The sequence below is a fragment of the Streptomyces lasiicapitis genome (assembly GCF_014646335.1).
Taxonomy (GTDB): domain Bacteria; phylum Actinomycetota; class Actinomycetes; order Streptomycetales; family Streptomycetaceae; genus Streptomyces; species Streptomyces lasiicapitis.
Genome location: NZ_BMNG01000007.1, coordinates 452,117 through 465,300, shown reverse-complemented (window position 1 = coordinate 465,300; position 13,184 = coordinate 452,117). Strand labels below are relative to the sequence as shown.

General features: G+C 71.3%; 12 protein-coding genes. 5 read left to right on the top strand and 7 right to left on the bottom strand.

Annotated elements, in window-relative coordinates:
• Window positions 1–63: 63 nt before the first annotated feature.
• On the bottom strand, window positions 64–879 hold the full coding sequence (locus IEY91_RS18360) for an SAM-dependent methyltransferase (protein WP_164327541.1): 816 nt from the start codon (window positions 877–879) through the stop codon (window positions 64–66).
• Window positions 880–987: 108 nt separating this feature from the next.
• Window positions 988–2,040, bottom strand: coding sequence for a LacI family DNA-binding transcriptional regulator (locus tag IEY91_RS18355; RefSeq protein ID WP_189174812.1), 1,053 nt, complete (start codon window positions 2,038–2,040; stop codon window positions 988–990).
• Between the two features lie 214 nt (window positions 2,041–2,254).
• Between IEY91_RS18355 and uriH the strand changes: the two genes are divergently transcribed.
• Window positions 2,255–3,202: a uridine-preferring nucleoside hydrolase UriH gene (uriH, locus tag IEY91_RS18350; RefSeq protein ID WP_164327543.1), complete on the top strand. Its 948-nt coding sequence runs from the start codon at window positions 2,255–2,257 to the stop codon at window positions 3,200–3,202.
• Entirely contained in the window at window positions 3,199–4,650 is a 1,452-nt protein-coding gene (uriT, locus tag IEY91_RS18345; RefSeq protein ID WP_189174811.1) for a uridine transporter UriT, read from the top strand. Before uriH ends, uriT begins: the two co-directional genes overlap by 4 nt.
• A 105-nt stretch (window positions 4,651–4,755) precedes the next feature.
• Here the strand turns inward: uriT and IEY91_RS18340 are convergent, their stop codons facing one another.
• The 4 genes from IEY91_RS18340 to IEY91_RS18325 all read right to left on the bottom strand — a co-directional run bounded on the left by IEY91_RS18340 (window position 4,756) and on the right by IEY91_RS18325 (window position 9,343).
• Window positions 4,756–5,157 carry a peptidase inhibitor family I36 protein gene (locus IEY91_RS18340; RefSeq protein ID WP_229697058.1) on the bottom strand — a complete coding sequence of 134 codons (402 nt, stop codon included), beginning with the start codon at window positions 5,155–5,157 and terminating at the stop codon, window positions 4,756–4,758.
• Between the two features lie 248 nt (window positions 5,158–5,405).
• Window positions 5,406–6,563 (bottom strand): MFS transporter, encoded by a 1,158-nt coding sequence (locus tag IEY91_RS18335; protein WP_229697057.1) that lies wholly within the window; start codon window positions 6,561–6,563, stop codon window positions 5,406–5,408.
• Window positions 6,564–6,748: 185 nt separating this feature from the next.
• Window positions 6,749–7,684 (bottom strand): helix-turn-helix domain-containing protein, encoded by a 936-nt coding sequence (locus IEY91_RS18330; protein WP_189174810.1) that lies wholly within the window; start codon window positions 7,682–7,684, stop codon window positions 6,749–6,751.
• Between the two features lie 48 nt (window positions 7,685–7,732).
• A complete protein-coding gene (locus IEY91_RS18325) occupies window positions 7,733–9,343 on the bottom strand; it encodes a serine/threonine-protein kinase (protein ID WP_189174809.1) in 1,611 nt (536 codons plus the stop codon).
• Window positions 9,344–9,523: 180 nt separating this feature from the next.
• Here IEY91_RS18325 and IEY91_RS18320 point away from each other — a divergent pair, with 180 nt between their 5' ends.
• Window positions 9,524–10,087: a hypothetical protein gene (locus IEY91_RS18320; protein ID WP_164327548.1), complete on the top strand. Its 564-nt coding sequence runs from the start codon at window positions 9,524–9,526 to the stop codon at window positions 10,085–10,087.
• A 43-nt stretch (window positions 10,088–10,130) separates the two neighbouring features.
• Here the strand turns inward: IEY91_RS18320 and IEY91_RS18315 are convergent, their stop codons facing one another.
• Window positions 10,131–11,012, bottom strand: a complete 882-nt coding sequence (locus tag IEY91_RS18315) for an SAM-dependent methyltransferase (protein ID WP_189174808.1) — start codon at window positions 11,010–11,012, stop codon at window positions 10,131–10,133.
• A 224-nt stretch (window positions 11,013–11,236) separates the two neighbouring features.
• On the opposite strand from IEY91_RS18315, the gene IEY91_RS18310 reads away from it, so the two are divergent.
• Window positions 11,237–12,373 carry a hypothetical protein gene (locus IEY91_RS18310; protein WP_189174807.1) on the top strand — a complete coding sequence of 379 codons (1,137 nt, stop codon included), beginning with the start codon at window positions 11,237–11,239 and terminating at the stop codon, window positions 12,371–12,373.
• Window positions 12,374–12,626: 253 nt separating this feature from the next.
• Window positions 12,627–13,121, top strand: a complete 495-nt coding sequence (locus IEY91_RS18305; RefSeq protein ID WP_229697056.1) for a hypothetical protein — start codon at window positions 12,627–12,629, stop codon at window positions 13,119–13,121.
• Window positions 13,122–13,184 lie beyond the last annotated feature (63 nt).

Sequence of the window (13,184 nt, the reverse complement as noted above, 5' to 3'; positions counted from 1 at the left end):
CACAACCACCAGAGAACCCGCTCTGACCTGCCTGAACGCAGCCTTCTGCAACAGGCTTTAGCGTCACGGCTTGAGCGCGAGGCCCCCGTGCTCACCGATGGCCACCGGGGCGGGGGACTTGGGGTCCGGGCGCCAGAAGGGGACGGAGACGACGCCGGGGTCGAGGAGTTCCAGGCCGTCGAAGAAGGCCTCGATCTGGTCGACGGGACGCAGGAAGTAGGGGACGGCGCCGGTTTCGTTGTACGCGTCCTGGGCCTGTTCGTAGTCGGCGTCGACGCCCCGTGAACCGTCGTTGATGGAGAGGTAGCTGCCGGAGGGCAGTCCGTCGAGGAGGCGGGCGACGATGGTGCGCGCCTGCTCGTAGTCGGCGACGTGGCCCAGGATGTTGCTGAGGATCAGGGCGGTGGGGCGCGTGAAGTCGAGCGTGTCGGCCGCGGCCGCCAGGATGCGGTCGGGGTCGGCGAGATCGGCGTCCACGTAGGCCGTCGCACCCTGAGCGGTGGAGGTGAGCAGGGCGCGGGCGTGCGCGAGGACCATCGGGTCGTGGTCGACGTAGACGATCCTGGTCTCGGGGGCGAGCCGCTGGGCGACCTCGTGGGTGTTGTCCACGGTCGGCAGGCCGGTGCCGATGTCGAGGAACTGCCGGATGCCCGCCTCCTCGACCAGGTACGTGATGTTGCGGCGCAGGAAGGCGCGGCTGCTGCGGGCGATGGTGACGATGCCGGGGTAGACGGCGCTGTAGGCGTTGCCGGCCGCCTCGTCGACGGGGTAGTTGTCCTTCCCGCCCAGCCAGTAGTTCCAGATCCGGGCCGAGTGCGGCACCGACGTGTCGATGTGCTGCCGCGCCGCTGATCCGGGCGTCGTCGCGGGGTCGGTCATGGGCACCGTCCGTCTTCTACCGAGGCGTGAACTGTTTCACCGCACAAGGTACGTCCCAACGATCCGCACGGGGACACCGGTTCACGTGGACAAGCGAGCCGCCGGGCCTCAGCTCACCGCAACAGCGGTGCTCGCGCCTTCCAGGCCCCGCTCGCCGGCCCCGGGTGCGCTCGATTCGCGTACCACCAGCTCCGGTGCGAGCCGTATCGCCCGCTGCGGGCCCTCGGAGCCCGGGGAGGCCAGGCGCCGGTTCAGCAACTGCGTGGCCTCCGCGGCCAGTTCGGCCACCGGCTGGCGGACGGTCGTGATGCCCGGCGCGGAGAGCGCCGCCATCGGGATGTCGTCGAAGCCGGTGACGGCCACGTCGCCGGGCACGTCCGCGCCGAGCTGCTGCAGGCGCTGCAGCGCGCCGACCGCGATGAGGTCGTTGGCGCACACCAGCGCGTCGGGCCGGGCGTCCCACACCAGGTCGACGGCCGCGCGGCCCCACTCCACGGAGAAGTCGCCGAGCGCGATCCGCCCCGGAGCGGCCGCGTCCAGAGCGCCCGAACCGGCCGCGTACGCCGCGCGCCGCTCGGCCGCCGCCGACGCCGTTCCGTCGGCGCCGAGGAAGCAGACACGGCGCCGGCCCGTGGCGGCCAGATGATCGAGTACGAGGGCCATGCCCGCGGAGTTGTCGACGGCCACGGAGTCCGCGATGCCCGGTCCGCAGCCCCGGTCCATCAGGACCAGCGGCACCCGGGCGGCGGCCGCGGCCACCGCGTCGCGGCTGCGGCGCTCGTCGGCCGGGATGACGAGGAGGGCGTCCACGCGCCGGCTCAGCAGATCGTCGATGTACTCGGCCTCGGCCACCGGGTCGTCGTCGCAGTCGGCGAGCAGCACGGCGCGGCCCTCGGCGTGCAGGGCGTGGGTCAGCTCGCGCACGAGCGCCGGGTAGAAGGGGTTGGTGATCTGCGGCAGGACCAGGCCGACGGTGCCGGTGGCGCGGCTGCGCAGGGCGCGGGCCGCGTGATTGGGCCGATAGCCGAGTCTCTCGGCGGCCTCGCGGACGCGGCGGGCGGTCTCGGCGCCGACGGGGCGGGTCCCGGCGAGGACCCGGGAGACGGTGGCGACGGAGCAGCCGGAGGCCCGGGCCACGTCCCGCAGTGTCACGTCAGCCACGCCTGTGCCCACCCCTCCGGTGAATTTCGGCAAACGTTATCAACGGCCGTCCGTCACGACCAGAGTCCCTTTCGCGGCGAAGATCACAGCTTTGCCGCCCGGGGCGTGGCGCAGGTCATTGACAGAATTCCTCCTCCTGCACAAAGTCTTCGGAGAACGTTTTCCCGAGCGCCGCCCCGCCGCGGCAGCTCAGCCGAACAAAGAGGTTCCGCCGATGGCCAGAAAGATCATCCTCGACTGCGACCCGGGACATGACGACGCGATCGCCATGCTCCTCGCGCACGGCAATCCCGACGTCGAGCTGGTCGCGGTCACCACGGTCGTCGGCAACCAGACCCTGGAGAAGGTCACCCGCAACGCGCTCTCCGTGGCCCGCATCGCGGACATCACCGGCGTCCCCTTCGCCGCAGGCTGCCCCCGCCCCCTGGTGCGCACCGTCGAGACGGCCCCCGAGATCCACGGCGAGAGCGGCATCGACGGCCCCGTCATGCCCGAGCCCACCCTGGAGCTCGACCCCCGCCACGCCGTCGACCTCATCATCGACACCGTGATGGCGCACGAGCCCGGCGAGATCACCCTCGTGCCCACCGCGGGCCTGACGAACATCGCCCTCGCCGTCCGCAAGGAGCCCCGCATCGCCGAGCGCGTCCGCGAGGTCGTCCTCATGGGCGGCGGCTACCACACGGGCAACTGGAGCGCGGTCGCCGAGTTCAACATCAAGATCGACCCCGAGGCCGCACACATCGTCTTCAACGCGGGCTGGCCCGTCACCATGGTCGGCCTCGACCTGACGCACCAGGCCCTCGCGACCCCCGAGGTCGTCGAGCGCATCGCGAAGGTCGGCACCAAGCCCGCCGTCTTCGTCAACGAGCTCCTGGACTTCTTCGGCGCCATGTACCTGAAGAACCAGGGCTTCGAGGCCCCGCCCGTGCACGACCCGTGCGCGGTCGCGTACGTCATCGACCCGAGCGTCATGACCGTACGCAAGGCCCCCGTGGACATCGAGCTCACCGGCACCCTCACCCTCGGCATGACCGTCGCGGACTTCCGCGCGCCCGCCCCCGCCGACTGCCGCACCCAGGTCGCCGTCGACCTGGACCACGAGCGGTTCTGGGATCTGGTCGTGGACGCCCTCGAGCGGATCGGCGACGTACGCGCGTGAACACCTCCGTCACCGAAACCGCAACCCCGGCCGCCACCCCAGGCGGCCGCCCCGTGCGCGTATGGGTCCTGGTCACCGCGCTGCTCGCGGCCTGTTTCGCCTTCCAGCTCAACGCGAGCATGCTCAGCCCCGCCCTGAAGAGCGTCGAGGACTCCCTCGGGGCCACCTCCTCCGAGATCGGCCTGACCCAGACGGCCTTCTTCACCTCCGCCGCCCTCTTCTCGCTGTTCCTGCCGCGCCTCGGCGACCTCATCGGCCGCCGCCGTGTGCTCGCCGCGATGATGGCGATGATGGCCGTCGGCTGCGTCGTGGCCGCGCTCGCGACGAGCGTGCCCATGCTGTTCGCCGGCCGCGTCATCCAGGGCGTGTCCGGGCCGACCGTGCCGCTCTGCCTGATCATGCTGCGCAACGAGGTCCACGAGCCGAAGCGGTACGGCACGCTCCTCGGCGTCATCACCGCCGTCAACGGCGGCATCGCAGGCGTCGACTCCATCGCGGGCGGCTCCCTCGCCGACAACTACGGCTTCCAGTCCGTGTTCTGGGTCATGGCCGTCGTGGCCGGACTCGCCATGGTCCTGGTCGCCACGCTCACCCCGGAGTCCACCGCCCGCGTCACCGGCTCCGAGCGGCGCATGGACTGGCCCGGCGTGGCCCTCCTGGTCGTCTCCGTCGGCGCGGCCCTCATCGGCCTCAACGAGGCCGGGAAGCTCGGCGCCGCGAACTGGCCGCTGGTCGCCGGGCTCGCCGTCGTCGCCGCGCTCGCCTTCGCCGCGTTCTGGCGCGCCGAGGACCGCAGCCGCCACCCCCTCGTCGCCACCCGGCACCTGCGCCGGCGCTCCACCTGGGCCCTGTTGCTGACCACCGTCCTGACGATGACGGGCGTGTTCGCCGTCATGAACGGCATGATCCCCGCGTTCGCCCAGAACGCGGACGCCGGATTCGGGATGAGCGCCGAGGAGTCGGCCTGGTGGACCCTCACTCCGTACGCCCTCGCGGGTCTGGCCATGGGCCCCATCGCCGGACGCCTCGCCGCCACCCACGGCTACGGCCGCATCCTGCGCCTCGGCCTCATCGGCTCCGCCGGAACCGTCGCCCTGATGCTCTTCACCCTCCAGGCCGACTCCCGCCCGCTCCTGCTCGTCTCGTCGGTCCTCATCGGCGTGACGTACGCGGGCGTCGGCAACATCGTCCTCAACGGCCTCGGCATCGTCCTCTCCCCGAAGGAGAACCCCGGCTTCCTGCCGGGCCTGAACGCCGGCGCCTTCAACCTGGGCGCGGGCCTGAGCTTCGCGCTCCTGTACGCCGTCCAGACCGCCGTCGAACCGGCCGACAAGACCTCGGCCGCGGGCTACTCGGCGGGCATGATCGCCGGTGTCGTCCTGATCGCGGCGGCGTTCCTCACGTCCTTCCTCATCCCGAAGCCGGTGGAGGCGGAGGCACACGAGTAGGTCCCCAGCGAGGGGCCGGTCCCCGTGTCGTGGGCGCTCACCCGTTGCTGCGGGTGAGCGCCCACGTGTACGCGGACTCGATGCCGCCGTGACGCGACCGCGTGCTCAGCCGTCCTCGCCGGGCGGTGTACCGCAGCCGGGGCCGCCCGGCCCGCCGAACTGCACCGAGCTGAAGAAGTCCCGGTAGGTGGGGTAGAAGTTGCCCTTGCCCGTCGGGCCGGAAGAGGTCACGGCCGTACAGCCGGTGTAGTGGAGCCCTGACCAGAGGTAGATGGTCCAGGGCGTCCGGTTCCAGTCCGACTTGGCCCGGTCGTTCATGCCGACCGTCGTGAGATCCGGGTGGTCTCCCCGGAGGGCGACCATGTCCCCGTTCCCGTCGAGGGCCGAGAACATGCAGTAGTGGCCGTCGGGGCAGCGGTCATACCCATCGGCGGCGTGGGCGGTGGAGACCGGTGCGAGGGTGGCGGCCGCGGCGGCCACGGCCACGAACAGCGCAGAGAGCCTCATCCGCGTCCTCTGCGTTCTCTGTGTTCTCTGTGTTGTGTGAGTCTTCCTCTTCTCAACTGCGACGACCTTGCGCATACCGATCCCCCTTGCCGTCCGGGCCCGTGAGCCCGTCCGTGATGCCGCGGCCCCCCTGATCGGCGGCGCGCGGGCTGTGACGCATTCCAGGCTTGCTGATCTGTCCGGCGAGCCGCCATCCCTCACATGAGGGGCGCACGGGAGTGACTGGACGGTCCCCGAGGGCGCCGTGGTCACCGTTTCGGCGTACGCGCGCTCCAGCCGACCACCATGGCCGCCACCGCGACGACCGGCACGAGCAGCAGCGCCGTCCCGCTCCCTTCCGCCGCCGCGACCCACGCGAACACCGCCGCCCCGAGCGCCCCGCCCGCCAGGTCCACGCTGTTCAGCCACGCCATGGTCTCGGTGACACGCCCCTCCGGCGCGAGATCCCCACCCGTCGTACGCAGCGCCGCGAAGGCGGACCCGATGCTGAGCCCGGCCACCGGGCAGACCAGCAGCACGACCCACGGCGACAGCCGCACCGCGCACGCCAGCGCAGCCGCCCCGGCCGCGAACACGCAGAGCAGTACGGGGATTCGCCGTCCCCGGCCCGACAGAGCGGCGGGCACGGACACGGCTCCCAGCGCGAGACTGCCGAGGACGCTGCCCATGGACAGCGCTCCGAGCAGCCATCCGGACAGGGCGACCGCGCCGTGCTCCTGCGCGTACTTCGGCAGCACCACATCTACGCCGGTCACGGCGCAGACGAACAAGGCGTCTGCCGCAAGCAGTTGGCGCAGTGGTGCGTTCCGCAATGGCTGGAGGCCGTGCCCTTGCCCGCGCTGGCGCTCGACCGGGTGCGGCGTGGTCGGAAGGACGACCAGCAGCCAGACTGCCCCCGCCGTCAGCGACGCGACCGCCAGGAGCGGAGCGAGCGGGGAGACCGACACGCTGAGCCAGCCCGCGAGAGCGGGACCGATGACCAGGGCGGCACCCGTCATCGCCGAGTCGAGTGCCATCGCCGGGCCCAGGGTGCGTTCACCGGCCGCTTGGTGCCAGACGGAGCGCATCATGACCGCGGCCGGCGGGGACGTCGCTCCCATCACCGCTGCGAGCGTGAGCAGTGGGAGGGGCGGGCCGTCTCCGCGTACGACGACGAGGAGGAGCGCGATGGCCGTCACGTACCCGGCGAGACAGCCCAGCAGCACCGGACGGCGAGGGTATCGGTCGACCAGCCGTCCTCGCAGCGGAGCCGTCGCCCCTTGGCCGATGGCCGCGCAGCTCACCGCCAACCCCGCCGTGCCGAAGGAGTGGTGACGGCTGATCAGGAGCAGCAGGCTCAGGCCGACCATGCCGGGAGCCAGTTTCGAGGCCATCCCGGTGAGGGCGATGGGCCAGAAGCCGGGCACGGCCCGGAGTGCGCGATAGCCGGACGGCGGCGGCCGCCGGCAGCCTCCGGACCCGACCCCGGATCCAGACCCGACCCCGACCCCGGATCCAGACCCGGACCCGACCCCGGACCTGGATCCAGACCCGGACGCGGTCCCGGCCTCGTCCCTGGCCCCGGTTCCGGGCAGCTCGCCGGAACGGGCGCTCACCGGGCGGTGCGCAGAGCAGCAACGCACCAGTTGAGGACCGGCGCCAGGCTGTCCGGCGGCGGCCAGCCGTTGACCACGGCGAGCAGTTCCAGGTACCGGTCGCGCCGCGCGTCGTTCATGGCTTCCAGGCGGGACAGCAGCCGTCGGCGCAGTTCGTCGGCGGGGAGTCGACGGCCGAGGATGCGGGTGTAGTGGGCGGTGAGGTCGGCGACGACCGGTTCGGCCTCGGGCGATGACGGGTCGGTGCCCGCCGCGAGGGCGGGGGTGACGCGGGCGCGGAGTGCCTCGGCGAGGACGCGGGGGAGTCCGGTCGCGTCGTCCGGGGCCCGGTCGGCCGCGATGTCGTGGGCCATCCCGTGCAGGCTGCCGCGGAAGCCGGGGTCCTGGAACAGCCCGGCCAACTCCACCCACGCCTCGATCTGTTCGGGCTCCGGGTCGGCGGGCAGCTCGGGCGTCATCGACCGCATGACGCCCGCGAACGCGGGGTGGTCGTGCAGCCCGTCGAAGACGGCGGCGAGGAAGTCGTCGATGACGCGGCACCGCTCCGCCGCGGAGAGCTTCGCGAGCCGGTGCACCAGGTCGAGGTCCTCGGGGGCCGAGCCGCGCCGGGCCGCCACCGTCAGGACCGCGCGCCGCAGTTGGAGGGCGCGGATCTGTACGTCAAGGGCCTCGGCGTGCGCCGCCGTCACCTCGGCGAGCGAGAGCTCCCGGTCCACCACCCCGCGGATCGTGTCCAGGTCCAGTCCCAGATCACGCAGCGTCCGCACCAGTTCGAGCCGCGCCACCGCCTCCGTGCCGTATCGCCGGTAGCCGACCGGGCTGCGCTCCGTCGGCTCGACGATGCCCCGGTCCGAGTAGAACCGGATCGTCTTGACTGTCAGCCCGGTGCGTCGGGCCAGTTCACCGATCGCGTACAGCGGTTCGTCGTTCATGGGCCCCACCCTCTTGTCTCCCCTTACGGGAGACTCAAGCGCAGCCGGTCACACTCCGGGAGGCGACACGTCGGATGTCGCCCGTAGCCGGAATTCGGCGATGAGGTACCGCTCCCTCGATGTCACGGTGACGCTCACGAGGTCGCCGTCGGCGAAGCACACCGGGTGGACGTGGATCCACCAGATGCTGTTGTGGTGCTCGTAGCCCACCCACAGAGGCCTGTTGTCCTGTATCGCGGCGGAGACCGTGGCGACCGCCTGCTGGTGGGCGGGGGTCCCGGCGCCACTGGCCGCCGCCTGCTCCTCGTCGGCCTGGGCCCGTTCCCTCGCGGCCTGTGCGAGCTTGGCCTCGAGTTGGCGTGTCGTCTGGAGGCGTTCCCGGCGCGGCTTCCACGTATAGACGTATCCGCCGTAGAGGAAGCCGGACACGACGAATGTGCCGAGCCCGGCTGCCGTGATCAGCGCGGACGTTCCCGCCGACTGGCCGGTCTCGCGGCCCGAGGCGATGAGGATGAGCGTGATCAGTCCGCCGAGTACGAGCAGTACGACGGTCAGCAAGGCAAGGACCTGGCCGCCGGTCAGGCTTCGGGAGATCACTTCGTCGCCAGGGAGTACGCGGGGTGTCGGGCGCGGGGAGGGCGCGAGTCGCGTGGGCGGGTGGTGTGGCGGTGCCGACGCCTCGGCTTCACGGGGTGGGCTCGCGAGGGCGTCGCGGGTCACCGCGTCGGGGTCGACCACCGTCGCGACCTCAGCGTCGACCGCCGTCGCACCGCGAGCGGTCCCGGCCGCGGGCCCCGCCTCGGGCGGCGCGTCCCGCGGAACAGGCAGCTCCGCGATCCGCTCCCGCACCGCGCCCGCGCTCGGCGGCCTGTCCCCAGGCTGCTTGGCGAGGAGATCGAGGAGCAGGGAGTCCCACGCGGGAGGGAGCCCTAGGCGCCGCGCACTCGGGCGTGCGGGCGCGTCTTCGAGATGCTGCCGCAGCACCCGCTGCCAGGGCCCCTCGGCGAAGGGAGGCCGACCGACCAGCGTCGCGTACAGCAGACAGCCCAAGGAGTAGAGATCACTGCGCGCGTCGAGCGACTTGGCTCCACCTGCCTGCTCCGGGGACATGTAGGCGAGGGTGCCCAGTACATGACCGGTGCCGGTGAGAGTCGTCAGGTCGATGCCGTCGGCGTCGAGCCGCGCGATGCCGAAGTCCAGTACGGTCGCGTGCCCGTCGGGACCGATCATGACGTTCGCGGGTTTCAGGTCCCGGTGCACGATGCCCGCGGCGTGCATGGTGGAAAGGGCCTCGCAGATCTCGCCGCCCCACCGGGCGATCTCCGCGAGCGTGGGTCTGCGCGCGGTGAGTAGACGGCTCAGCGGCTCGCCGGGTATCTCGTCCATGACGAGGTACAACAGCGGGCGGCCGTCGACCACCGCCTCGCCGGAGTCGTGCACCTCGACGATGTGGGGACTGCTCAGCAGGGACGCGACCCTGAACTCGCGGCGGAACCTGCGGGCGAGCTCCGAGGTCTCCGCCCCGCCGTGGCCGACCACCGTCTTCACCGCGACGACGCGCTGCCGCACCTGGTCCGTGGCCCGCCATACGGTGCCCATGCCCCCGGAACCGAGCGGTTCCCGCAGCTGATAGCGCCCGCCGAGCACCACGCCTCGCATCCCAACCCCCCATGTGCGGCGGCCCGTTGGCCGGTCGCCGGGCAATTCTCGGTCGAACACGCCAGGTCCGCCAGCGCTCTCGCCGGGTGTGCGGGCCTCGTGGGCGTACGTCGGCCGATTTGACCTCGAGTGCACTTCAAGTTGCAGGATCGGGTCACGTCCTGCGAAAGGGGAATGGGTATGACGTCGTACCGCTCACCACTGGACCCCTACGGGGCGCTTTGGGCAGCCGACCGCGACGAGGCGGACGGGAGGGATGAGGCGGACGGGAGGGACGAGCTGCCGGTGGTGCCGGGCGACCCGTCCGGCCGGGAGGCGATGCGCCGCGGTCTCGCGCTCGTACGGGCCTACGCGCGCGGGGACGCCGCAGCGGTCGCCGCCGCCCTCGACGGGGCCGAACACGCCGTGGCCCGCCAACTCCCTTCCGTCACGGGGGACATCCTGCGTCTGGTCGTCGGCATCGTGATGTCGGGCCCACGCACTCTCACCCCCGCGGACGTGGTGCGCGCGGCCGACACCATCGCCGCCGCCGGGCCGCCCCACCACGAACTCGCCGTGACCCAGGCCGTACGGGCCTGGGCCGACGGGGACGACATGCACCTGCGCACCTCGTGGCGGGACGGTGCGGCGGCCGCGCACGGCGCCGCGGTGCTGGCGGCCGCGCTGGCCGTGCGGGCGTGGGGGAGGGACCCGTTCCTCGGCCTCCTCGACACGTTCGACGAGGTGGTCGACGCCTGCCGCTAGATGCCATCGCCTGCCGGCGAAGGGGGAGGGCGGGGACGGCGGGCTACGCCGCGTCCGGCTTGCGTACCAGCACCAGGTGATAGTTCACATGGTCCCGGCAGAACTCGCGGTACGGACCCATCAGCGGATCCGTGGCGGCCAGCGCCTCCTTGCCGAACCGCTCCTCGATCTCCGCCCGCCGATCCGCGTACAGCACAGCCATCAGCTCGGAGCTCAGCACCGCGTTGGCCGTCATGTCCTGCGCCCGCGCCATCCGGAAACCGGCCTCCTCGACCTCGCCGACGAGCGTGCTGAAGGACCGCAGCGGCGGGCAGGTCCACAGCTTCGTGAACGCCGCCGTCTCCTCCTCGGTGGGCGTGCCGCGCACCGTGAACTCGGTGAACAGCAGGTGCCCGCCGGGCTTGAGCACCCGCAGCGCCTCGCGCAGCCCCTGCGGCCGGTCGGACAGATGGGGGAGGCAGTCGATCGACCAAGCGGCGTCGAACGCGGCGTCGGGATGGCCGAGTTCCATGGCGTTTCCGTACGCGAAGTCCACGCGCTCGCCGGCCGGATGGCCGCCGCGCCGTTCCTCGCACCGGGCGAGCTGCGCCTTGCTGACCGTGATGCCGGTGACCCGGCTGCCGGTGCGCTCCGCGAGGCGCAGCGCGGGGCCGCCGGTGCCGCAGCCGATGTCCAGGACGTGGGAGCCCGGTTGGGGACGGAGCGTATCGACGAAGAAGTCGGTCTGCCGGTCCTGCGCGAGATCGGCGAGACCGACGAGCGTGGTGACGGGGGTGCGCGCGTCGTGCGGGACCAGCATGCCGATGTGCACGGCCGCGGACCCGAGCGTCATGGCCAGAAGATCGCCGAACTGGTCGTACATCGCCCCGACTTCCTCGGGCGTGGGAGCCGAAGTGCCGTGCACGGGTTGCTCGTTGGTTGCCAAGGGGTGTCTCCTCCCGAACAGATTCGACAGATTGGGCTGTGCGTTGGATCAGGTGGTGTTCATCCACCACCAATCCACTCCTCATCCATTGCACCTGCCACAGCCGCTCCCGTGACGACGGAGTCAAGCCACGCGCAGCACCGCCCCGGCGTTCAGTACGCTGGCTGACTCCCGGGCCCCTTGAGGGGCAGCCCGTACACAGCCAAAGCGGATTGGCGAAGCGCGTGTTCAGACGCAAGCAGCCCGCCCAGAACCCCGACATCGCGAAGCACATGAGGGGTCTCTTCGCGGCCATGTCCCCGGCGGAGCGCGGCGATCCGCAGCTCATGGCCAAGAAGTACGGCCAGTACTTCTACGGCGGCGCCCTGGCCCATCGGCTGGCGCGCAGCCAGAAGCGGTCGCGGGCGCACTTCCACATCGGATTCGAAGCGGCCGACGGCGACTTCGCGACCCTCACCAAACGAAGCGCGCTCGTCGCCGAGACCCTGTTGCTGTCGCACCGCGGGACGGGGAGCTGCCACAGCATCTTTCCGCGGCGAACGACGAGCACGACGAACTATCCGGTGGGGGCGAACCCGTCGCTCAGCGGCCTCGCCCTGTCCACGCGCGAAAGCACGTCCGCCGTCTACATGACGTGCCGCGACCTGAACGCCCTGGGGCAGTGGATCACCGATGCGGAACCCCTGCTCAAGTCCGGCCTCGCCTGGTACATGCCCGACTACTGGGTCGACGGCGAGAGCACCATCAGCCCCCGAGGCCCGGGGGCGAGTTCGGTACGCACGATCCGCCGCGACGAGAGCCATGACATTCCCTCGTACCTCGACTTCCTGGTCCAGGACGGAAAGGTCGTCGGCGAGTTCGACGCCTCGCCCGTCGCGAGCCAGGTCGTGCGGCCCGTCCTGCGGATCGATCTGCCGTTCGTCGACGGCGTGACGCTGCGCGACTTCAGCGAGATCACGGTGCAGGAGTTCGCTTCGTACGCCCAGCTCCGTCTCTTCCTGCGGGACGCGTTCCTGGGCCTCGACGACGCCCTGAACGCGGAGCAGTCGGAACGCGAGATGGTCAGGATCGGGCAGCGGATCGAGAGCGAGATCCGGGGCGTCCAGTCGCAGCTGACGGCCGCACGGCGCAAGCGGGCGGTGGCCGTCACCGGCGCCACGATCGGCACCGTCGGCGCCACCCTCGTGGCGGTGTACGGCCCCGCCTTCAACGAAGCGCTCGCCGTGCTCGGCGTCGCGGGCGCCGGCGGGGTGTGGGGCGTCGTACAGGCCATGGCGGACGGCGGTCCGCGGGCGCTGCGCGACAGCCAGTGGTACTACGTCTGGGCGCTGGCCAAGAAGAGCAACACGTACGGTTTGTGACCAATGGTGGAGGTCGCCGGGGCCTGGAGGAAATCGGTGCTCGCGGGCGCCGCCGCATGATTTACGATTGTCCGGCTTCTGTCACGGTGCTGCGTCACCTGATGGCTCATTTGTTCTCTCGCGTCGTCCTCGTGCTAGGAATACGGGGCGCGCCGCGGGGACGTGGATCGTCCGGTGTGAACGCGTCGCGCTGTGCTGTCAGTCGGGCCCACAAGGGGCCACAGGGGGAAGAGGTAAAACCGTAGTGAACCGCATGCGCACGTCCGCCGCTGTCCTGGCCACGGCCGGGGCGATCACCGCCGCTCAGCTCGGAGTGGCTGCTTCCGCATCCGCGTCGTCCGCGGCACCGTCGGCTTCGTCCGCGTCGAAGGTCGCGCCGCGCAGCGCCGGCTGCCCCATCGACATCGTCTACACGTCGAGGTTCTACATCGGCTCGGGCGGCTGGGTGACGGGCAACGGCCTGTACTTCGGCCTGAAGAACAAGAGCACCAAGAGCTTCAAGAACGTCAAGTTCACGGTCACCAACGTCAAGAACGTTCGCTTCGGCACCGCCAAGGCGAAGGGCGGCAAGGTCACCCACAAGACGTCGAAGACCGTCACCGTCTACAAGAAGACGCTCAAGAAGAAGGCCAGCCTCGGCGTGCAGGTGCGCTCGCGGCTGCTCAACAAGAACTCCTACAAGGTCAAGTTCAGCGTCCGCGGCAACGGCTGGAACTGCGCCGTGAACCAGGGCACGTGGGGCAGGTAAACCACCGGCGCCACATGAGGTCCGGGAAGTAGCACCGGCCTCAGGATGACGCCGCGGAGCCCG

What these genes read in the sequence shown, in the direction of transcription:
- IEY91_RS18360 (WP_164327541.1), bottom strand. Translation starts at nt 879, where the DNA reads ATGACCGACCCCGCGACGACGCCCGGATCAGCGGCGCGGCAGCACATC.
- uriH (WP_164327543.1), top strand. Translation starts at nt 2,255, where the DNA reads ATGGCCAGAAAGATCATCCTCGACTGCGACCCGGGACATGACGACGCG.
- IEY91_RS18340 (WP_229697058.1), bottom strand. Translation starts at nt 5,157, where the DNA reads ATGAGGCTCTCTGCGCTGTTCGTGGCCGTGGCCGCCGCGGCCGCCACC.
- IEY91_RS18330 (WP_189174810.1), bottom strand. Translation starts at nt 7,684, where the DNA reads ATGAACGACGAACCGCTGTACGCGATCGGTGAACTGGCCCGACGCACC.
- IEY91_RS18325 (WP_189174809.1), bottom strand. Translation starts at nt 9,343, where the DNA reads ATGCGAGGCGTGGTGCTCGGCGGGCGCTATCAGCTGCGGGAACCGCTC.
- IEY91_RS18320 (WP_164327548.1), top strand. Translation starts at nt 9,524, where the DNA reads ATGACGTCGTACCGCTCACCACTGGACCCCTACGGGGCGCTTTGGGCA.
- IEY91_RS18305 (WP_229697056.1), top strand. Translation starts at nt 12,627, where the DNA reads ATGCGCACGTCCGCCGCTGTCCTGGCCACGGCCGGGGCGATCACCGCC.